19 protein-coding genes and 2 pseudogenes are annotated in these 19,361 nt (G+C 45.4%); 4 read left to right on the top strand and 17 right to left on the bottom strand.

All coding sequences use genetic code 11. The features are described 5' to 3' along the window. Positions 1–158 precede the first annotated feature (158 nt). From CYJ37_RS09350 to CYJ37_RS09295, 13 genes and pseudogenes are all read right to left on the bottom strand, one after another. Positions 159–359 (bottom strand): YjfB family protein, encoded by a 201-nt coding sequence (locus CYJ37_RS09350; protein WP_101549369.1) that lies wholly within the window; start codon positions 357–359, stop codon positions 159–161. Between the two features lie 617 nt (positions 360–976). Further along, a pseudogene (locus CYJ37_RS28015) lies at positions 977–1,228 on the bottom strand (flagellin); the annotation flags it as partial. A 786-nt stretch (positions 1,229–2,014) separates the two neighbouring features. Continuing rightward, positions 2,015–2,371, bottom strand: a pseudogene (locus tag CYJ37_RS28010) (flagellin N-terminal helical domain-containing protein); the annotation flags it as partial. A 147-nt stretch (positions 2,372–2,518) separates the two neighbouring features. Further along, positions 2,519–2,749 carry a carbon storage regulator CsrA gene (gene csrA / locus CYJ37_RS09340; protein WP_101549365.1) on the bottom strand — a complete coding sequence of 77 codons (231 nt, stop codon included), beginning with the start codon at positions 2,747–2,749 and terminating at the stop codon, positions 2,519–2,521. Continuing rightward, positions 2,750–3,181, bottom strand: a complete 432-nt coding sequence (gene fliW / locus CYJ37_RS09335) for a flagellar assembly protein FliW (protein ID WP_101549363.1) — start codon at positions 3,179–3,181, stop codon at positions 2,750–2,752. Positions 3,182–3,197: 16 nt separating this feature from the next. Next, complete coding sequence (locus CYJ37_RS09330; protein ID WP_101549361.1) at positions 3,198–3,758, bottom strand: DUF6470 family protein; 561 nt, start codon at positions 3,756–3,758, stop codon at positions 3,198–3,200. Positions 3,759–3,811: 53 nt separating this feature from the next. Then, positions 3,812–4,675, bottom strand: coding sequence for a flagellar hook-associated protein FlgL (gene flgL, locus CYJ37_RS09325; protein WP_101549359.1), 864 nt, complete (start codon positions 4,673–4,675; stop codon positions 3,812–3,814). Between the two features lie 11 nt (positions 4,676–4,686). Next, positions 4,687–6,273: a flagellar hook-associated protein FlgK gene (gene flgK, locus CYJ37_RS09320; RefSeq protein WP_180827291.1), complete on the bottom strand. Its 1,587-nt coding sequence runs from the start codon at positions 6,271–6,273 to the stop codon at positions 4,687–4,689. Positions 6,274–6,290: 17 nt separating this feature from the next. After that, positions 6,291–6,773, bottom strand: a complete 483-nt coding sequence (locus CYJ37_RS09315) for a flagellar protein FlgN (protein ID WP_101549357.1) — start codon at positions 6,771–6,773, stop codon at positions 6,291–6,293. Between the two features lie 18 nt (positions 6,774–6,791). Further along, entirely contained in the window at positions 6,792–7,058 is a 267-nt protein-coding gene (gene flgM / locus CYJ37_RS09310; protein ID WP_101549355.1) for a flagellar biosynthesis anti-sigma factor FlgM, read from the bottom strand. 112 nt (positions 7,059–7,170) lie between these two features. Beyond that, entirely contained in the window at positions 7,171–7,590 is a 420-nt protein-coding gene (locus CYJ37_RS09305; RefSeq protein WP_101549353.1) for a TIGR03826 family flagellar region protein, read from the bottom strand. A 40-nt stretch (positions 7,591–7,630) separates the two neighbouring features. Then, positions 7,631–8,350: a ComF family protein gene (locus CYJ37_RS09300; protein WP_101549351.1), complete on the bottom strand. Its 720-nt coding sequence runs from the start codon at positions 8,348–8,350 to the stop codon at positions 7,631–7,633. Next, positions 8,331–9,824: a DEAD/DEAH box helicase gene (locus tag CYJ37_RS09295; RefSeq protein ID WP_374703151.1), complete on the bottom strand. Its 1,494-nt coding sequence runs from the start codon at positions 9,822–9,824 to the stop codon at positions 8,331–8,333. Before CYJ37_RS09295 ends, CYJ37_RS09300 begins: the two co-directional genes overlap by 20 nt. Positions 9,825–10,253: 429 nt before the next feature. Between CYJ37_RS09295 and CYJ37_RS09290 the strand changes: the two genes are divergently transcribed. Further along, a complete protein-coding gene (locus CYJ37_RS09290) occupies positions 10,254–11,183 on the top strand; it encodes a manganese-dependent inorganic pyrophosphatase (RefSeq protein ID WP_101549349.1) in 930 nt (309 codons plus the stop codon). Positions 11,184–11,220: 37 nt separating this feature from the next. Here the strand turns inward: CYJ37_RS09290 and CYJ37_RS09285 are convergent, their stop codons facing one another. The 4 genes from CYJ37_RS09285 to CYJ37_RS09270 form a co-directional block, all read right to left on the bottom strand. Further along, the gene (locus CYJ37_RS09285; RefSeq protein ID WP_101549348.1) at positions 11,221–12,060 is read right to left on the bottom strand and encodes a DegV family protein; all 840 of its coding nucleotides are present in this window, start codon (positions 12,058–12,060) and stop codon (positions 11,221–11,223) included. Positions 12,061–12,186: 126 nt separating this feature from the next. Beyond that, positions 12,187–12,354, bottom strand: a complete 168-nt coding sequence (locus CYJ37_RS09280) for a sporulation histidine kinase inhibitor Sda (RefSeq protein ID WP_101549346.1) — start codon at positions 12,352–12,354, stop codon at positions 12,187–12,189. A gap of 134 nt (positions 12,355–12,488) precedes the next feature. After that, positions 12,489–13,172: a response regulator gene (locus tag CYJ37_RS09275; RefSeq protein WP_101549344.1), complete on the bottom strand. Its 684-nt coding sequence runs from the start codon at positions 13,170–13,172 to the stop codon at positions 12,489–12,491. A gap of 39 nt (positions 13,173–13,211) precedes the next feature. Then, positions 13,212–14,354 carry a sensor histidine kinase gene (locus CYJ37_RS09270; protein ID WP_101549342.1) on the bottom strand — a complete coding sequence of 381 codons (1,143 nt, stop codon included), beginning with the start codon at positions 14,352–14,354 and terminating at the stop codon, positions 13,212–13,214. Between the two features lie 573 nt (positions 14,355–14,927). Between CYJ37_RS09270 and CYJ37_RS09265 the strand changes: the two genes are divergently transcribed. The 3 genes from CYJ37_RS09265 to CYJ37_RS09255 all read left to right on the top strand — a co-directional run bounded on the left by CYJ37_RS09265 (position 14,928) and on the right by CYJ37_RS09255 (position 19,316). Further along, positions 14,928–15,563 carry a YigZ family protein gene (locus CYJ37_RS09265; RefSeq protein WP_101549340.1) on the top strand — a complete coding sequence of 212 codons (636 nt, stop codon included), beginning with the start codon at positions 14,928–14,930 and terminating at the stop codon, positions 15,561–15,563. A gap of 102 nt (positions 15,564–15,665) precedes the next feature. After that, positions 15,666–16,685: an LCP family protein gene (locus tag CYJ37_RS09260; protein ID WP_101549338.1), complete on the top strand. Its 1,020-nt coding sequence runs from the start codon at positions 15,666–15,668 to the stop codon at positions 16,683–16,685. A 162-nt stretch (positions 16,686–16,847) separates the two neighbouring features. Next, positions 16,848–19,316, top strand: coding sequence for an SH3 domain-containing protein (locus tag CYJ37_RS09255; protein ID WP_257964206.1), 2,469 nt, complete (start codon positions 16,848–16,850; stop codon positions 19,314–19,316). Positions 19,317–19,361: the final 45 nt, after the last annotated feature.

Genomic DNA, 19,361 nt, shown 5'->3' with positions numbered 1-19,361 from the left:
ATTGACAACGTTGCGCCGGTATACCCTTCAAAAATTAGAATGGATAGACACTGCATCTTCATCAAATTTTCTCTGAATCGTTGGATAAAATTCAGATAGTGACAGAATGCCATTAGCCTGAGAAAGATCAATTACAACTGGCTACCCTAATGTACATCCTACCCTTTTAAATCAATGTTTCCCCCTAAATGGGGTTGGGCAGCGTGCTGCAAAGCCGCCGTATTGGATGGACTCATCAACTGCTGCAGGGCCTCACCTTGTTGCTTCACATCTCCAATAGCCATTTTCATAACAGACAGTGAAGCCTCTTGCTGGACCTTTCCTTGACTTAGAGCCATAGACATCATTGCTATATCCATAAATACACCACCTTTCTATTTCTAATGGACAAAAGAATGTAATTGAATTTCCAGGGAATGAATTTCTCTTCTCTATACAACCAAAAAATCGTTCAACTTGTCTTTATACAATATCCCAACTGCTCTCCAGGAACTTGGTTAGTTCTTGCTGTTCTCTGTTCATTATCCATCCTATTAAAAATTTTTTGCCCCTTATTATGTAAAAGAGACCCTAGCAAAACTAGAGTCTCTCCTGATCTTAATATTAACGAAGAAGTTGTAGAACTCCTTGTGGCTGTTGGTTGGCTTGCTTTGCCGCTATGCCTTTCGGTCACAGAAAAGACTATATCTTCATCCATGCTTTCCATGGAGCTGGGCACTTCGAACAGCTTTTACTGCCCTACGAGATTCATAGTCGTAGCTTTTGCCTTAGACCGTGTTCTCTAGTCGTTGAACCTTCTCCAGAGTTTCCTCACAGGAGCTTGGCTGCTGATTATCCATTGTTTCATCCTCATCATTTTCACACCTTCACGCTGACCGTTTCCAGTTACGTTGTGGTTGATGAAGCTTTAGGAAGTTCCAGCAATTCACCCAGTTATACTCTAGCCCGTCGCCAAGCTAGACGCCCTTTTAATCAATTATCTCAGGAGTTGTAATACTCCTTGAGGCAGTTGATTCGATTGAGCCAACATTGCTTGTGCTGCTTGAGAAAGAATAGAGTTTTTAGTTTGGTTCATCATTTCTTTCGCCATATCAACGTCACGTACACGTGATTCTGCAGCAGTTAAGTTTTCAGAAGATGTATTCAAGTTGTTAATTGTGTGCTCTAAACGATTTTGGTAAGCACCTAGTTTAGAACGTTCCGCTGATACTGTTTTAATAGCAGCATCGATTGTTGTAATAGCATTTGAAGCACTTGATTGGGAAGTTACATTAATGCTAGCTACACCTAGAGCAGAAGCTCTCATATCACCAATTGAGATTCCCATCTCTTGGTCTTGGTTTGCACCAATTTGTAATGCAAGAGAACCATTGGCAGTAATATCAAATGTAGCATCATTGTTAGCACCAGTAGCATGCATAACATTTCCATTTAATTGCAATTCAAGTCCTTCAAGGTTTCCACTTGTAACAGTAATTGTATTACCACGTGCTACATAATTAGCTCCAATTGTCGCCTCAGTTATTGTTGCATCGCTACCATAAGTGTCAACCGCTGTTGCACCGACCGCAATTTCACCAGCTGCTGCGTTTACTGTTAAATTAGCAGCAGAACCAACACCGCTAGTTGTAATTGCTAGTGCATCTGTTCCAGCAGTATAAGTTGCGGAAACACCTAATTTGTCTTTATTATCATTAATTAATTGCGCTAATGCTGCCCCATCAGTATCGGCAGTTCCAGTAGCAGTGTAAGTTAAGCTTACACCATTAATGTCAATTGTCTTGCTTCCAGCTGTAGTTGCTACAGTTAAAGTTGTAGTAGCCCCAGTCGCTGCCGTAGCTGCAGTTATCGCAACATTTCCGATTTTTGTATCTGCTGTACCACCAGAAACGTTAATCCAATCCACATTTGCACCGTTTACTGTTTCAGCAGTAAAATTAGTTGTTAAACCCGCACCACCATTTAATAACTTTTTAGTGTTAAATTCGGTAGTATTACCAATTCTATCTACTTCACTAACAAGTTGGTCAATTTCTTTTTGAATCTCAGCTCTATCATCAGCAGTATTTGTATCATTAGAAGATTGAACTGATAATTCACGCATACGTTGAAGAATGTCATGTGTTTCGTTTAAAGCACCTTCAGCAGTTTGGATTAAAGAAATACCATCTTGCGAGTTTTTAGATGCCATATCCAACCCACGAATTTGCCCACGCATTTTTTCAGAGATTGCAAGACCTGCTGCGTCATCTCCAGCACGGTTAATACGAAGACCTGAAGATAATTTCTCCATTGATTTTGATTGTGCACCAGATGCACTGTTCAACTGACGATATGTGTTAAGCGCAGCAATATTATGATTAATTCTCATTACTATTTTCCTCCTTGAGTGTTTGTCCCACATCCATGTGGTTAATTTTTCAGCCCTTCTAAAGTCGGCCGCCTTTAGGTTAGCTGGTTACATAGTTAATATCGGCCGGTTTAGACAATGTTTAACAAAAAATAAAAGTTTTTTTAGTTATTTTTGTCTAAAGAAGGAGGTTAGGCTGCCCAGCTGCTCGCTTTCTGTTTTGGTGGCGCTGCTGTTTTCCTGCTGGATGGAGAGATAGATCTCATTTCTATGTATCTCTACGTTCTTAGGGGCGTTGATGCCGAGTTTGACCTGGTCTCCATCAATTGAGACAACGGTAATTTCTATATCGTCATTCAGCATGATTGATTCTTTTGTCTTGCGGGTGAGGACGAGCATTTATTTCCCCTCCTTGTTTATAAGCAGATGCTTTGTTGTGTAGGAAGTTCCATTCAGGATGACTTGCTTGCCTTGTTTTTCTTTCTGGTTAATGATGACCGGTGCCTGGAGGTTGGCGGTTGTTTTTTCAAAAGGCTCCTGAACGGTTAAGATGGCAAATACGGCAACGTCCTTATCAGCTGAAATGGATAATGCCTCGGTCACCTCTTCCGGCAGATTAAATTCATAGTCTGTAAAAAAGCTAAAGGGGTCTGTCAGGATGAAGGCAGTTTCTGAAGACTTTACCGACTGCAATACGAATAGAGGCGTTTCCTCTATTGGGAGGATGCAGAATTCCTTTTCATCGATAAACCCAGGTATCCCAGTATTAAAATGAATGACTCTTTCCTCATTTATTTCTAATTCTCCATGAAACTTTGTTTGCAGGTTCATATTTTCACCACATTCCTTATTCATTGCTGACAAAGTCGATTGTCAGGCTGTTTTTTTCGAGTATTTCGGGTGTGACTTTTCCTGGTGTATAATGATGGACCGGCTTTTGGGTCTCTGCTGAGATGATCGGCTTTTGCGGTGTGGCGTTTATTTTGACCTGTGCAGGCTCGTAGTGTAGCTTCACACTGAAATGTGATGGCACCCAGCCGATATTGAACTGCATCTCTGGCCCCTCGCTGTTGGCTTTTGCCTGGCCGGGAATCGGATTGCCGCCATTCTCGATTTTCATGAGCTCACTGCCTTCTGCCGCTCTTCTTCCAAGTCCCGAAAGCCAGTCCTGATAACCGTTTTGGGCAAACTCTGCGACCCGTACAGTGAGCGACTTTAAATCAACATCTTCTCTTGCCTTGGTTTGGTCAATGGTCAGCTTTCCTGGAGTCGTTTCAATTTCCAGCTTTGCCTGCGGCTGTTCAATCGACTGAATCGCCTGAGGCTGCTGGATTTCCTGTACTGGCTTATCGATATTCAGGCCGAGGCGTATGAAGGTCGATTCCAGCCTTAATTGAGGTATATTCATCCCTCTTCGCTCCTCTCTATGAAAAAAAGCTATCACTGGGATAGCTTTCTTTTTTATCTTAAAAAGTCCATCAGTGATGGCTGAATAATTCGCGAGCCTACACTCAAAGCAGCACGGTGGACGCTTTCCTGGGTGGTCATCTCCATGATCACTTTTTCCATATCCACATCTTCATTGTCAGACAAGATGCGGGTGGAGAAGACTTCCTGCTGCTGAAGGCGGTCATCCATCAGTTCGATCCGGTTTTGCTTAGCGCCGATTTTGGCCCTAGAGGCAAGAAGTTTATCGATATATTCATCCACCTTGCCAATATAGTCCTCAATGTCACTGCTATCTTCATCAAGTGCTTTTACCAGACCTTCAATATTGCCGCTGCCTTTCAGCATATCACCAAAAATCTCGTCACCGCTCATATTGACCTGAATCTTGATATTAGAAAAAACCTCGAGACTGATGGCGCCTGTCCCAAACGTCCCGTCACCCGGTGGAGCTTCATTGGTCTTGGTGCCATTGAAGATATACTTTCCGCCGACCTGGGTATTGCCTACATCGATCAGATGTTCTTTAAGCTGCTTGATTTCTTCCATGATATGTTCTTTTTGATTGCCTTCAAGCGTCCCATTACTCGCCTGTACAGTCAGCTCACGGATCCTCTGCAGTGCCAATACACCCTTATCCAAAGCATCATCCGTGCTGTCAATCCAGTTCTTGGCCTCGCCGATATTCCGCTGGAACTGTTCGATCCGATTGAGATCGGTCCGGTAGTTCATGGCTAGCATGGCAGAAACAGGATCATCTGAAGGCTTTGTGAATTTCTTCTGGGTGGCGATCTGGTCCTGCAGCTTGCCAAGCTTTGTGTAGCTGTTGCCCAGGTTGCGGAGCATATTATTGGATAGCATTGATTGCGTTACGCGCATGTGTTTTCACCTTACCTTCCGACGACTCCCATGCCGTTGATGATTTTGTCGAGCATTTCGTCCACTACGGTTATATTGCGTGCAGCTGCGTTATAGGCATGCTGGAATTTGATCATATTGGTCATTTCTTCATCGAGTGAGACAGCGCTGACTGATTGCCTGCTTTTATCGACTGAGTCTGCAAGTACTAAAGAGTTTTTTGCATTCTTTTGAGCGCTCTGGGAATCGATTCCGAGGCGGCCGATGATGCCGGAGTAGTAAGTGTCTAAGTTTCCGGATGTCATAGAAGCAGGAGGCGTTGATTCATAACTGCCAAACGACTTTGTTTTAATCAAAGCCAGCAGGTGGGCATTTTCATTATCTCCCGAACCGCCTTCCGCTGTAGCTGCAGCAGCGATTAAACTGGAATCTTTCAAAATATCAGCATTTACCTTAATCTGCTGGCCAGGATTATCTCCTTTTTCAGGATCAAGGACAAAGAATTCCACACCAGCGTTCCCAGCTAAGTCGAAGCCTTTTTGATGAATCGCATTAAATTCATTCATAAAAGCAGTCGTAAAATCATCCAGCTTCTTCAGCATATCAGGATAATATCCCGCAACATTTCCGCCGCTGTCCTGATACCCGTAGCTTTTAATCAAGCCAGCAAGCTCCCCAGAAAAGTTGATGCCCTCTAAAGCAACATCCCCGACTTTAATCTGTGTGATCGTCCCGCTGATTAACTCCAAGTCCTCTTTAGCAGCATCTGTTGTGTCGTAAACTTTAAGCAGGTTTGGATCCTTAAGGCCATCTTCTTCGGTCACATCCAGCAGCACTGCCGCCGGGGAGAATGGCTTTCCTTTCTCTCCAACAATCTCAATCTTATAAAGCCCTTCTGCAATATCCTTCGCATGACCATACTCTGCAGGCTTCACATTTGTAACTTTTATATTGACCAATTGTGAAAGCTGATCAACATACATATCCCTTTCATCATAAAGGTCATTTGGCAGATAGCCGTTCGGCTCGACGTTGGCGATCTTTTCGTTAAGTTCATTGATATCTGAGACAAGTGCGTTAATTTCTTTGACTTTGACGCCGATTTCTCTGCCTATGTCCTGCTGGACCCTTGATAGAGAGTTATAGTAGTAGTTTAGTGTATCGGCCACCATCTGGCCGCTCGCCGCAGCTACGTCGCGGGCACCGGTGTTTTCTGTATGGCTGGCGATGTCCTGGAGGGAATTCCAGAACTTTTCCATTGTCGCATGAAGACCGCTGTCAGACGGCTCGTTCATGATTTCCTCCATCTTGGTGAGCGATTCGCTCATTGAGCTGTAATAGCCAACTTTGTTTGCTTCAACACGGTATTGCAGATCAAGGAAACCTTCGCGGATCCGCTGCACGGAGCCTGCCTCCACCCCTGTTCCCATCTGCCCCGGGATCTGCGGGCGGTTCATGGATGCTGCCGGGTATGGCGATGTCTGTTCAAAGTTGATGCGCTGGCGGGAAAAGCCTGGCGTGTTAGCATTGGCGATATTGTGGCCTGTTACATATAAGGCGCTTTGCTGGGTGAACATGCCACGGCGGGCTGTTTCGAGTCCCATAAAAGTTGAACGCATGGTGATTCCTCCGTCTCTTAGGCTTTCGAGTTAAACAGCCCTTGAGAAGGAAGCTGTTTGTTCTGCTGGCCGGCTGCCGGTCCGTAGTTGATATTTTCCGGCTGCGGTCTCATCAGATTCATGGATACATTAATATACTGCAAGCTCTGGTCCAGCAGCTGCTGGTTCAGGTCATTGGCTTCTTTTATATGAAGGATGGCTTCTGCCAGCTCTTCCGTCAGAACGGCCAGCTTTTCCTGATCCGGGAGACTGAGAACCTTCAGGCAGTCTGTGATCGTCGGATTCGCTTTCCCCGGTACTAGGGCCGCTGCCGTTTTCTGCCTGTCAGTTTCAATTCTTCTGATCGCAGCCACATGGGTCTGTTCTTCTTTTAAAATCTGGCTGAGGGCTTCAGTGTCCCCAGCCTTGATGATGCCGGTTTTCCGGGCTGACAGCTCAGAAAGGCTTTTATGGAGCCTTATGAGCTTTGTCAAGCTCTCGAACAATGCTTCAGCGGACATGAAGTCCCCTCCCTTCTTTTAGTTCTTTGTATAGTAATCAAGCAGGCTTTTCGCCACTTCTTTTGGGTTTACTTTATAATTGCCGTTTTCGACCTGGATGCGCAGCTCCTCTACTCTTGCCTGGCGCTGCTGGTCAATTTTGGAGGTTTGCTGCATTTCCTTGGCAGCAGACGAGATCTCCACCTTGTCCGCGGTTTTTTTCGCCTGGGCATTGGCGCTGTCCAGCTTGTTCTGCTGGCGTTTGTACGGGTTAATTCCTGAAGGTCCAAAATTATTAATCTTCATTGTTTTCCCTCGCTTTCGACCGAACGATAGTCTTTCCTCTATTATCGGCTATACATGAGAATTTTTTAATAAAAAGGGCAAAAAGGAAGAAAATGCATCTTTATGCCTATCTTTATTTCCGGTCATGAATTGAAAAATACGTGCCATGCTTATCTCTCTCTGCCATCTGCTTTTTCCGTTCCTCTTCAGCCTGCAGAACGTTGATGTCCTTTCGCAGCTCTTTGGCGCATTTTGGGCAGATCTTTCCTTCACGGATATAAGCGCCGCATTTATCACAAGGATATCCGAGATTCGGGAACTGTGCCAGCTTCAGCTTGCCTGTGCGGATGAATTTTAAAATCAGCGTCTCTTCAATCCCAGTGGCATTGACCACCTGCTCCATCGTCGCCGTCCGGTTCTCTCTTTTGCGGATATATTGATAAACCGTTTCGTACTTCAGCTCCTCTTCCTTCCAGCAGTCATTGCATATATCACGGAATTGATTTTTCACAAATACCTTATCACAATAGGGGCAATTTTCCAGTTCAGCCATATCATTTCTCTCCTAATCAAATCTTATATAATGGTAACGGTCACCCCCTCGCCAATGTGAGAGACATGATGTTAGCCGCCCCCGCTTGTTTCAGCGGCAGGGCGGCATGCCGGAGGGTGCTTCCTGTAGTATATATATCGTCAATGAGGAGGATTTTTTTAGCTCCAAATGTGGCGGAGGTGCTTATTTGAAAGATTTCACTGAGATGGATTCTTTCTTCCCGCGTTTTTTTGGACTGCTTTACGGTGTGGTTTCTTGTGAGGAGATGGGATGGTGTTTGGCCCGCTGAGGTGATGAGAGCTTCAGCCTGGTTGAAGCCGCGCTCGTAGAGGCGTTCGGGGCTGAGCGGGATAGGGGTGATGAAATCTGGTGTGAGGCTTACTATTTTTCTTTTTATCTTCTGTTTAAACACATTGGCCAGGATGTAGTCCCCTCTGTATTTATAGCGGGCAATCAGCTCCTTGAGGAAATCATTGTATGTGTAAAGAGAAATATTTCTGTTGAGGACGCCTTCCCATTCCGGGTCTTTTTCCCAGCGGATGCAGTCATAGCACATTTCGCCATCAATGAACTGGGGATCAAGCCCCTGCAGCCGCCTCCCGCAAATTTTGCACAGCGCTCCCTTTAACTCTTCAAAGCTCTCCTCACACTCCCTGCAAATTACCTTCTCCTCCGTTCGTGTAAACAGCTCCTGCCAGCCGATTTCTGCATCAATTTCTTTATGACAGATCAAACAGTAATCAGCTTGAAAAAGATTCATATAAGAAAAGCCCCTTTCGTTTCGCTTCCCTGTTCATTCTGGTAATCTGGTTTCTTGCTTTAATCATTTCTTCTGTTTTTCCGTAGTGGAAAAAGGTGATGTTTCCGCTGGGATAGTCTGCGCTTCTGCCGACGCGACCGGAGATTTGGACCAGGGCGCTTTCGGTAAATATGTGGTGCTCGACGCCGATGACGGCTACGTCGATATTCGGGAAGGTTACGCCTCTTTCCAGGATGGTCGTGGTTAAGAGGATTTGCGTTTCTTTGTAGCGCATTTTCTGGACTTTGGCTTTGCGGTCTGGATCTTCGGCATGGACAGAGTCTGTGTGGGGGTGGAGCTTTTGTATCAGCGGGAGGGCTATTTCCATGATGTCGATGCGGGGGAAGAACAGGAGAATCTGCTTGGAGGTTTGGATGCGCTGGTGGATCCAGCTGATGAGCGGCGGGGGCAGCTTGTTCTTCTTTAGAAGCTTCTCCCAGTTCCCGCACCAGCGGTATTCGGGAACTGGAAGCGGATGGCGGTGGTAGCGTGCTGGAATGGTAACGTGGTCCCTTTTGCCGGATGAGCAATCGTGCTGCCATTTTTGGTTTGGTGTGGCGGTTAGATAGATCATGGAGGACTCCAGCTTTCTTGCCTGCTGGACGGCGTATTGCAGGGTTGTGTCAACTGAATAAGGGAAAGCGTCGACCTCGTCCAGGATGATGGTGTCGAATGCCTGGTAAAAGCGGAACAGCTGGTGGGTGGTGGCGATGGTGAGCGGGGCATAGAGGTGGCGGTCTTCGCTGCCGCCGTAGAGGGAGGCAACCGTTATTTCAGGGAATACTTTTTTCAGGCGAGGTGTGAGTTCGAGGACTACATCGGTCCGCGGTGTGGCGAGGCAGACTCTTTTTCCGGATTGGAGGGCATGGTCGATTCCTTCGAACAGGACCTCGGTTTTTCCGGCGCCGCATACAGCCCAGACGAGGAGCTCTTTGTTTTGCTGGATTGCTTGTGCTGTACGGTCGGAGGCAGTTTTCTGGCCGTCGGAAAGATTGCCTGACCATTCCAGGTAGGTGTTTGGCTGTGGGTGGGGTGGTTTCGGGCCTTGCCAGCTGGCGAGCGGAGTGCAGGAGCTGACCCGGCCCATCATGATGCAGCTTCGGCAGTAGAGGCAGTCTTCTTCGCATCTGGCGCAGGGGAATTTGGCGAAAAGGTGAGTTTGAGTGTTGCCGCAGCGGGCACATTGAGGTTTTTTTCCGGTGAGCAGGATGCCTGGGCGGTAGATGATGTGGCCGTTTTGGTAGTGCAGATCGATTTCATGTGTCGTGAAAGGGAGCTCGTCTGTGAGGAGCTGCTTGCCGGTGAGCATTTCGGCCAGTTTTTGGTCCGGTTTGAAGGCTGGATTGAGCGGAATAGCCGGAATTTCAGTGAGTTTGGAGATTGGAGTGCCGTTTTGGTCCTGAATTAGGTGTCCTTCTTGGATCATGAACTTCAAAACTAATCATCCTTTCCTGGTTATTTGCGGGATTTTGGATATATTTGCGAGTTTTGAGTTTTATTTGCGACTTTTTTATTATATTTGCGAGTTCAAGCCATTTATTTGCGACTTTCCCGATATATTTGCGACCCCGCCCTTGGGCGGCCTTCACCGCGAGATGCCGCATCCCCCCTTTATTAGCAACTTCCCAGATTTATTAGCAACTTTCCTCTTTTATTAGCAACTTTCCCCATATATTAGCAACTTTCCATTTTTATTAGCAACTTCCACCATATATTAGCAACTCGCCCCCTTCCCACAATCTGCCCCAACTCGAAATCCGCTTACCCAATCAACCAGCCAAACCCCAAACTCTCCCCCTAGATTCCCCCCTCAATTTCCTCTATAATAAACCATGAAGAATCCACCTAAAAAGGAGATTTACATATGGAAAAAACCTTAATTTTCGGACATAAAAATCCAGATACAGATACAATTTGCTCAGCAATCGCCTACGCTGACCTGAAAACCCAGCTTGGCCAGGAAGTCGAAGCTGTTCGCCTTGGCGAAATCAACGGCGAAACGCAGCACGCGCTGACAAAATTCAATGCTGAAGCTCCGCGCCTGATCAGCAATGTGGCTGATGAAGCGCAAACTGTCATTCTTGTGGACCACAATGAGCGCCAGCAGAGTGCGGACGGAATCGAGAGTGTGCGTGTGGCTGAGGTAATCGACCACCACCGTATTGCCAACTTTGAAACAAGCGATCCTTTGTACTACCGCTGCGAGCCTGTCGGCTGTACAGCGACGATTCTGAACAAAATGTACAAGGAAAACAACAAGAGCATTCCAAAAGAAATCGCCGGACTGATGCTGTCAGCAATCATTTCTGACTCCCTTCTGTTCAAATCACCGACTTGCACAGACGAAGATGTGAAGGCTGCACATGAGCTTGCGGAAATCGCGGGTGTGGATGCGGAAGAGTATGGCCTTGAGATGCTGAAGGCTGGTGCCGATCTGAGCGATAAGTCTGCTGCACAGCTTGTCAGCCTGGATGCGAAGGAATTCCAGATGGGTTCTGCTAAAGTGGAAGTGGCACAAGTAAATGCCGTGGATACGAACGATGTGTTTGCACTTGAAGAGGAATTGCGTGCGGTAATCAGCAGCACGATTGCGGATAAAGGATTGGATCTGTTCCTGTTTGTTGCAACTAACATCCTGACGAACGATTCTGTAGCACTTGCACTGGGCAAGGAAACAGCTGCTGTCGAGAAAGCATTCAATGTGGTGCTTGCTGATGAGAAGGCTGTCCTGCAGGGTGTTGTTTCACGTAAAAAGCAAATCGTGCCTAACCTGACTGATGCACTGACAAAGTAAAAACTAGCCGCTCCGAAACATTTCGGAGCGGCATTTTTTATTTCTTATACCAGCCAAGCCCCATAGAGCCTTCGCCAAGATGTGTGCCGATGACCGGCCCAAAGTAGCCGATCATGAATTCAACGTTCGGCAGCTCTTTTTCAAGCTCTGCTTTCCAGTCATGAGCTTCCTGCTCGCGATTCGCGTGGATGATGACGGCGCGGTATTCCCCGCCACCTGATGCAGCTTCGCCAAGAAGGTCGGCAATTCGCTTCATCGCTTTTTTGCGGGTGCGGATTTTTTCAAACGGCACGATGACCTTATTCTGGAAATGAAGAAGTGGCTTAACTTGAAGCAGGCTTCCGATCAGTGCCTGGGCGCTTGAAAGGCGTCCGCCGCGCTGGAGATGGGAAAGGTCGTCCACCATGAAGTAGGCGCGAACTGTTTGCTTCATTTCTTCCAGGCGGGCCATGATGTCCTGCGGGTCCCTGCCAGCAGCAGCCATTTCCGCAGCTTCAATGACATAGAAGCCCTGGACCATGCAGCTGATTTCAGAATCGAACGGATAAGCCCTGATTCCTTCAACCATGCTCCCTGCAGTGACGGCTCCCTGATAGGTGCCGCTGATGCCGCTCGACAGATGGATGCTGATGACCGCATCATAGTCGGCCGATAATTTTTCAAAAAGCTCCACGAATTGGCCAGTCGATGGCTGCGAGGTCGTCGGCAGCTCCTTATGCTTCACTTCTTCGTAAAATGCTTCTGCTGTAATTTCTACCTCTTCCTCGTAAGTTTCGTTTCCGAAAATCACGCTGAGAGGGATCATATGTATGTTCAGTCGATCCCGCAATTCCTTGGGGATGTATGCAGTACTGTCTGTTACTACGGCTGTTCTCATATAAAGAGTACCATCCTTTGTTTTTTCTCTACTATATGTGCAATTTATATTTTATATGAAAACAAGGGAAAATCCTAGGGAGAAAAGAAAGCTTAATATGGGGAATCACAATTGTAATGAGGCAAATTAAAGAGAGAGTTGATAATTTGAAGTGACAGGCAGCAGATGTGAAAGCTGCCTCCGGTTGATCTCATCGGCGATCAGCTCGATAAAGTCGGTGTCTACATCACAAAGCAGGGCATCCTCGAAAACTTTGAATAATTTCTCATCTGATAAAAGCAGCAGGCTGGACATAATTTAGTGAACCTCCATCCATTACTTTTATCCTATTTTTAACACAGAATTACATATTTTGTAAACAACTATTTTTTGAAGTTCACATTACATTATAATGACAGAAAAAAGAGCACGCCTCAGCGTGCCCCCAATTATCTTACCTCTACCCAGCCATTCTTGATGGCTACAACTACAGCTTGGGTACGGTCATTCACATTCATTTTCTGCAGGATATTACTCACATGGTTCTTAACCGTTTTTTCACTGATGAAAAGCGCTTCGCCGATGCCGCGGTTGCTTTTTCCGTCAGCAAGGAGCTGAAGGACTTCACATTCCCGGCGTGTCAGCAGATGCAGCGGGCGGCGGATTTCCACTTGCGTGTATCCTTCGCTGCTTCCATTTTCATCAGATGCCAGACGGCGGTATTCTTTGACAAGATTATGGGTTACCTTCGGATGCAGGTAAGAGCCTCCATCAGCCACCACTTTGACCGCTTCCACAAGCGCGTCGGCATCCATTTCCTTCAGCAGATAGCCGCTTGCTCCTGTTTTCAGCGCATGTGTTACATAGTTTTCATCATCATGGATGGAAAGGATGATGACCTTTGCGTCCGGATATCTTTCGACTAGCTGCTTTGTCGCTTCAACACCATTGGTTGTAGGCATGTTGATATCCATGATGATCACATCAGGATTATATTCCTCTACCAGACCTACAGCTTCAGTGCCATCATCGCCTTCAGCTACAACCTGGAAAGTCTTTTCAAAATCAAGTATTCGCTTTACCCCTTCTCTGAATAGCTGATGATCATCTATAATGACGATTTTTGTAGTCATTGTGTTACGCCTCCCTAAATCTCCTGTTATATTTATCTATTATTGATTAAAAGGAATTTGTATTAGCACGACCGTTCCGGTGCCTATTTTGGAATCAATCGTAATTTGCCCTTCCAGCAGCTCCACTCTTTCCTTCATGCCGATGATGCCGAAGGATTCATTTTTGCGCTGGTCTGGATTGAAGCCTTGGCCATTATCCTTGATGACAGCTGTAATGCCTGCCTTGGACAGCTCAAGCTTCACAATGATTTCTTTGCTCTTGGCATGTTTAAGTGCATTCTGTACAGACTCCTGTATCAGCCGGAACAAGGCAACCTCATAATTGGAAGGAAGCCTTCTGTCCTCTCCAATATTGATAAATTGAATTTTTGTATCCTTATGGTACTCTTCAATGGTCTGAAGATACTTCTTAAGAGTAGGAACGAGCCCGAGGTCATCAAGAGCCATCGGCCTGAGATCATAGATAATCCTCCTGACCTCATATAAAGCATTTCTGACCATCTTTTTCAGGCTCCGGATTTCGCCGAGCGCTTCGTCTCCGCCCCGCTCCCGGTATATCCGTTCGATAAGGTCGGAACGCATCATCACATTGGCCATCATCTGGGCCGGCCCGTCATGGATTTCCCTTGAAAGGCGTTTGCGCTCTTCCTCCTGGGCTTCAATGATCTTCAGCCCAAAATCCTGCTTGAGCTTTGCGTCTTCCAGAACTTCGCCAACTTGCTTCAGATCGCTCATCATATAATTCATGACTACCGATATCTGTGAAACAAGCTTTTCTGCCCGTTCTATGGTTTCCGTGATGCCAAGCAGCCTTCTTTCAATATCATCACGGCGGTCCCTCAGCTGCTTCTCCTGCTGCCTGTTCATCGACAATTCCATTTGCAGCTGATGTGCCTTTTCATATGCTTCACGGACTTCAGACTCCGTGTAGTCCTTAAAATGCATGCTTACTTCTGAAAGCCGTTTTCTGGCAAACCTCGTCTGCCCTTCCAGCCTGTCCCCGTTATCTATTGTCTCTATAACTAATTGTTTAACTTCTTTAAGTTCTTCCGCTAAAGTTTCATAGTCCTGTCTGCACTTTTCCCCAATTCTGAATATCTCATCTTTACTATTGCCTACAGTGTCAATCATTTTTTCCAGAATTAGATCAAGAGTGACTGTGTCGATTTTTTTTCTTGTCATCTAAGTACCCCCATTGCCCAGTCAGCTTATGAATATACGCGCGGCAAAAAGATAGCAGGTCCATTCCTCTCTTTTATATAATAGAAAGACAATGTTTTGAACAAGCTATTGCCCAAGTACATCGGCTAGGCATGAAGCTGGTCAAATGAAAACCCTTCCGGCATTCTGTCACTATTTTAGCGTGAAATAGAAAGATATACTATATTTTACGTATGAAAACTATACCAAATACGCTAAAATTCGGTAAATAGGCATAGATTATGTAAGAAAACTGCGCCTAATATCCTACTTCCCAAAAAGCATTATTAGTATTTTATAATAGAAATAGAGTAGTTCAGTCTCTATGACACCGGAAATAGGCCCACATAAATACTATTCTGCAATAGTTGAAAAGTAATTTTGAATAATGTTTATTATAACATGCAAAAAAGACACCTATATTAAAGTTTTATTACAATCGGAATAAAAAGAAATTCAGCGGATATTGTCGAATTATAATAAGGGACAGGGCAATATAAAGGGAATATAGAGAATCTGCCGCAGAATATAAATATGAGCAGAAAGGAAGCTAATATGCTGGAAAGATACTTAACAGTCAAGAGTGGCGGGGAACATGAACTGGTGATTCAAAAATCAAGATTCATCGCCCATGTATCAAGGGCAGAATCAGAAGAAGAAGCTTTGGAGTTTATCCAATCCATTAAAAAAAGGCATTGGGATGCAACCCATAATTGCTCTGCATATATGATTGGCGAGAATGACCTGATCCAAAAAGCGAATGATGATGGGGAACCGAGCGGAACAGCCGGGGTTCCTATCCTTGAAGTGCTAAAAAAGAAACATCTAAAAGACACTGTAGTGGTTGTAACACGCTATTTTGGGGGCATAAAATTAGGGGCTGGAGGGCTTATCAGGGCATATGGCAAATCTGCTTCTGAAGGGATAAATGAAACAGGCATCGTTGAACGCAAGTTGATGAGAGTAATGAAGGCTCAAATTGATTATACCCTGCTAGGGAAAATTGAAAATGAACTCCGCTCCTCTATATACCAGATTAAAGAGATTAATTATCTCGACAAGGTGGAAATAGCGGTTTTTGTCGAACAGGCGTCTGTAGAAGCCTACAAAGATTGGTTCATCGACCTCTCGAATGGCCAATGCCGGCTGGAGGAAGGAGACCTGCTTTACTTGGAGGAAGATGTTTCATGAATTGCGCTTAATTTTCATTTACGAAAATTGAAGTTTTCTGTAAAATAAACTATTGCATAGATATTTGGTACTAATCACAATAAAAAGTAGGGATATTACTATATGGCTAAATCTAGATCTATGAGGAGAAAGAAAAAACTGCGCTTCTGGCGTGTCTTTGTCCTTATAATACTTTTAATTGTCTTGGGCGGCGGATCTTATTTCGCTTATGATATTTTGAGCAATGCAAAACAGGCCACTGATGATATATATCAGGAGCTCAACCCCGATAAGGTAGCCACCCACAGGGAAGAAGAAGTGCAGGTGACAAAGGATCCATTTAATGTCCTTCTTGTCGGACTCGAAACACAGGAAGGCGGAGCGCGTTCCGATGTATTAATGCTCGTAACCGTTAATCCGCAGACTGAAGAAGTATACGTACTAAGCATCCCCCGGGATACAAGGCTCTATATCCCAGAGGTCGGATACAATACAAAGATAACCCATTCTTATGGAAATGGCGGAATAGAGACAACGATTAATGCCGTCCAGGATTTGCTGGATGTGCCGATTGATTATTATGTAACAACAAATTTTGATGGATTTGAGGATATTGTCGATACTCTCGGCGGTGTTACAGTTGATGTTCCGTTTACCTTTAAGGCACAGCTTACAGAAAGCCTGAAATGGAAAACTTATCATGAAGGTGAGATGGATCTGAACGGAAATGAAGCACTTGCCTATGTGAGGATGCGGAAGACAGATCCAAAAGGAGATATGGGGCGCAACGAGAGGCAGCAGCAGGTAATCAAGGAAATTGTCGATAAGGGGACTTCTTTCAGCTCTATTACAAAAATCGACGATATCATGGACGATCTCGGCAATAATGTCAAAACGAATATACCGCCGTCAAAGTTCGTCAGCTTTGTAAAGCTGTATTCTCAAATAAGAACTACGCCGATCGAGAATCTTTCCATTAAAGGATATGATGAATATATTAATGACGCATATTACTATATTCCATATGAAGATTCCCTTGCAGAGTTAAGCAATACTTTGAACACTGCTTTGGATAGCAGCACTCCATATCAGAGCAGTTCAAACAGCTCCGATACAGCATCAGAATATAATAGCCAGCCTTAATCCTGACCGGCTCTTCATGAGCCGGTTTTTTTTGCGCCTTCATATATTGGTACAAATTCCCTACTAATTTCCTAAATTCTATTTCCTTCTACGGGTTGGAAGATTTGACAATTTTCGATAGAATAGGATATGCACCAATATTTTGTCCATGGAGGTAAAAACGTGAAAAAAATAATTGCTTCTTCAGTTCTTGCCACTGCTGCTTTGTTTCCTATCCTCATGCAGGCTGAAGATGCTAAAGCTGCCAATCTTCCTGCTAGTATGTCTGTAGATCAAAAGGTAGATATCCGCAAAGGAGCTACTAGTTCTTATCCCCTAGTCACAAGCCTCTCTACCGGAAAGAACGTCACGGTAGTTGATGAGTTCACAAATGCCAACGGGGAACTCTGGTATCGTGTCGATCTTGGAGCTGAAAAAGGATGGGGCTTAGCCGCCCACTTCACTGCCCCTCAGTCCGGTTCAATAGAGAACGGAAAGATGGGTGTAATCAGCGGAGATAACGTCAACATCAGAAAAGGGGCCACCACTTCCTATGCAGTGGCTGCTCAGCTGTCCAAGGGGACCTCTGTCAAAGTAATTGACAGTTTTAAAAATGCCAATGGAGAGCTATGGTACAGAATTGAAGCTGGTACAGCAACAGGTTGGGTAATAAAGGATTATGTCTCGCCTGCTTCCGAAGTGAAACCTCCCCCTCCAGCAGTGGAAACCAAAACTGTCCAGGCTGATCATACGCCAGTAAGAAAAGGCGCAACAAATTCGTATGCTGCTGTTACATACCTTGCTAAGAATCAGCAAGTCAAAGTAATTGACAGCTTCACAAATGCCGCAGGAGAGAAATGGTTCCGAGTGGATTTAGGCTCAGTGAAAGGCTGGGTAGCCGAATCGGCTTTCAGCGCTGTAAAGCCGCCGAGTCCGTCTAATCCGGCACTTCCAGCCGTGGGAAGCTATGTATATAGCCAGGCGAGTGGAATAGATGTTAGAAAAGGGGCAACAGATTCCTATGCATCTGCTGCCAAGCTCACAATCAATCAAAAAGTAAAAGTAATAGATCAGTTTGTTCATAGCAGTGGGGATGCCTGGCTGAGAATTGAAGTCAGCTCTTCCCTTATGGGGTGGGTCCGGGCGGAATCCGTCAGCACTGAACAATCGTTAAATATTAATTTATATGTAAGTGTCGATGTAGCCAATCTGCGCAGCGGCCCTTCAACAGGCCATTCCGTTGTCGGCCAGGCTAAAAAAGGCGACAGCCTAAAAGGAATCGCAACAGCCACTGACTCATCCAATGCTGTCTGGTATAAAGCTTTGACCAGCTCGAACCAGACTGTTTGGGTACACCAATCCGTCGTATCAAAGCAGCAGCCTTCAGCACCTGCCCCTATCGGCGGCACAAAGATTGTAGGAACCAGGAATGCTGTCCTGTACTCCGGGGCCACTTACCAATATAAAGTGACAGAACGGCTTGCGTACAACAGCAAGGTCACAATCCTTGGTTCATTTGTCAATGCAAATGGAGAACAATGGCTCAATGTTAAGAGCTCTACTGGAAGGACTGGCTGGACTCCTGCACATGAGCTTGTATCATCATTGAATGATCATCAGTATGTTTTTGCCAAGAGCGGAGCTGTTCTGCGCAAGGGGGCAAATTCCAAATATGCGGTAAGCTCTTACCTGAAAGCCAACGAATCTCTGATTGTACTTGGAAGGCTGAACGGATGGCTCAACGCGGAAAACAGCAGCGGCAGCAGAGGATGGGTCCTTGAAAGCCAGACATCGACTGTTTCTTCAAAAGGCCTGTATGCCCCGTCTGTTACTTCTTCAGGAGCAGATACTTATTTAACGTGGCAGAAGCCGATGAGCTTTGACATTTCTTATTCTGTCCTTTCTTCCAACAGGCTTAAGCTGACTGGAGGCATGACAGATGTAGAACTTCCTTCAGGCAGCATCAAAGGCATCAAGTCTGTCGAAACCTTTGCTTCCGGTGCCCAGGAATCAGTGGTGCTTACCTTTGAGCCAGGCTATACATTTACATTAAGGGATTATAAAGACAAAGTATCAGTAAAAGTGATCCCCAACGGGCTTTTAGGCAAGAAAATCATTATTGATGCAGGACATGGCGGCAAAGATACTGGGGCTATCGGGCCTACAGGATTAAGAGAGAAGGACGTGAACCTGGGAACTGCGCTTCTTCTGAAGGCTGAACTGGAAAAATACGGTGCCATCCCTATCCTGACAAGAAGCACAGATATCTTCCTTGAGTTGTCTGAAAGGACTGCAATCGCAAACAAGTCTGATGCTGATGCATTCATTAGCATTCACGGAGATTCTTTCTCCTCGAGCTCCAGAGGATCAACTACTTATTACAACTCAACAGTCAATTTCAACGGTCCGCGAAGCAGGACGCTCGGGGAAGCTGTGCAAAAGAGCATGGTATCTTCACTGGGTACCTATAACCGCGGAGTTAAAGAGCAGAACTTCTATGTTAATAGAATGAATGAGCTGCCAAGCGTATTGGTAGAACTCGCTTTCCTATCCAATCCAAGCGAGGAAGCATTATTAAAAACTACTGCTTTCCGCACGAAAGCAGCTGTCGGGATCACTAAAGGGCTCGAACAATATTTTAATAACTTCTAAGCTATAAGTTTACGAGAATGATTGGGGCTACAGACCTGTACCCCC

Source organism: Bacillus sp. UMB0728, from assembly GCF_002858875.1.
GTDB classification, from domain to species: Bacteria; Bacillota; Bacilli; order Bacillales; family Cytobacillaceae; genus Bacillus_AB; species Bacillus_AB infantis.
Note: the sequence above shows the minus strand (reverse complement) of the source record. Positions and strands in the feature narration are given on the sequence as shown.

Coding starts and splice junctions, on each gene's coding strand:
- CYJ37_RS09280 (WP_101549346.1), bottom strand. CDS start 12,354: ATGTCCAGCCTGCTGCTTTTATCAGATGAGAAATTATTCAAAGTTTTC.
- CYJ37_RS09275 (WP_101549344.1), bottom strand. CDS start 13,172: ATGACTACAAAAATCGTCATTATAGATGATCATCAGCTATTCAGAGAA.
- CYJ37_RS09315 (WP_101549357.1), bottom strand. CDS start 6,773: ATGTCCGCTGAAGCATTGTTCGAGAGCTTGACAAAGCTCATAAGGCTC.
- CYJ37_RS09290 (WP_101549349.1), top strand. CDS start 10,254: ATGGAAAAAACCTTAATTTTCGGACATAAAAATCCAGATACAGATACA.
- CYJ37_RS09270 (WP_101549342.1), bottom strand. CDS start 14,354: ATGACAAGAAAAAAAATCGACACAGTCACTCTTGATCTAATTCTGGAA.
- CYJ37_RS09300 (WP_101549351.1), bottom strand. CDS start 8,350: ATGAATCTTTTTCAAGCTGATTACTGTTTGATCTGTCATAAAGAAATT.
- fliW (WP_101549363.1), bottom strand. CDS start 3,181: ATGAACCTGCAAACAAAGTTTCATGGAGAATTAGAAATAAATGAGGAA.
- CYJ37_RS09285 (WP_101549348.1), bottom strand. CDS start 12,060: ATGAGAACAGCCGTAGTAACAGACAGTACTGCATACATCCCCAAGGAA.
- flgL (WP_101549359.1), bottom strand. CDS start 4,675: ATGCGCGTAACGCAATCAATGCTATCCAATAATATGCTCCGCAACCTG.
- CYJ37_RS09305 (WP_101549353.1), bottom strand. CDS start 7,590: ATGGCTGAACTGGAAAATTGCCCCTATTGTGATAAGGTATTTGTGAAA.
- csrA (WP_101549365.1), bottom strand. CDS start 2,749: ATGCTCGTCCTCACCCGCAAGACAAAAGAATCAATCATGCTGAATGAC.
- flgM (WP_101549355.1), bottom strand. CDS start 7,058: ATGAAGATTAATAATTTTGGACCTTCAGGAATTAACCCGTACAAACGC.
- flgK (WP_180827291.1), bottom strand. CDS start 6,273: ATGCGTTCAACTTTTATGGGACTCGAAACAGCCCGCCGTGGCATGTTC.
- CYJ37_RS09330 (WP_101549361.1), bottom strand. CDS start 3,758: ATGAATATACCTCAATTAAGGCTGGAATCGACCTTCATACGCCTCGGC.
- CYJ37_RS09260 (WP_101549338.1), top strand. CDS start 15,666: ATGGCTAAATCTAGATCTATGAGGAGAAAGAAAAAACTGCGCTTCTGG.
- CYJ37_RS09265 (WP_101549340.1), top strand. CDS start 14,928: ATGCTGGAAAGATACTTAACAGTCAAGAGTGGCGGGGAACATGAACTG.
- CYJ37_RS09350 (WP_101549369.1), bottom strand. CDS start 359: ATGGATATAGCAATGATGTCTATGGCTCTAAGTCAAGGAAAGGTCCAG.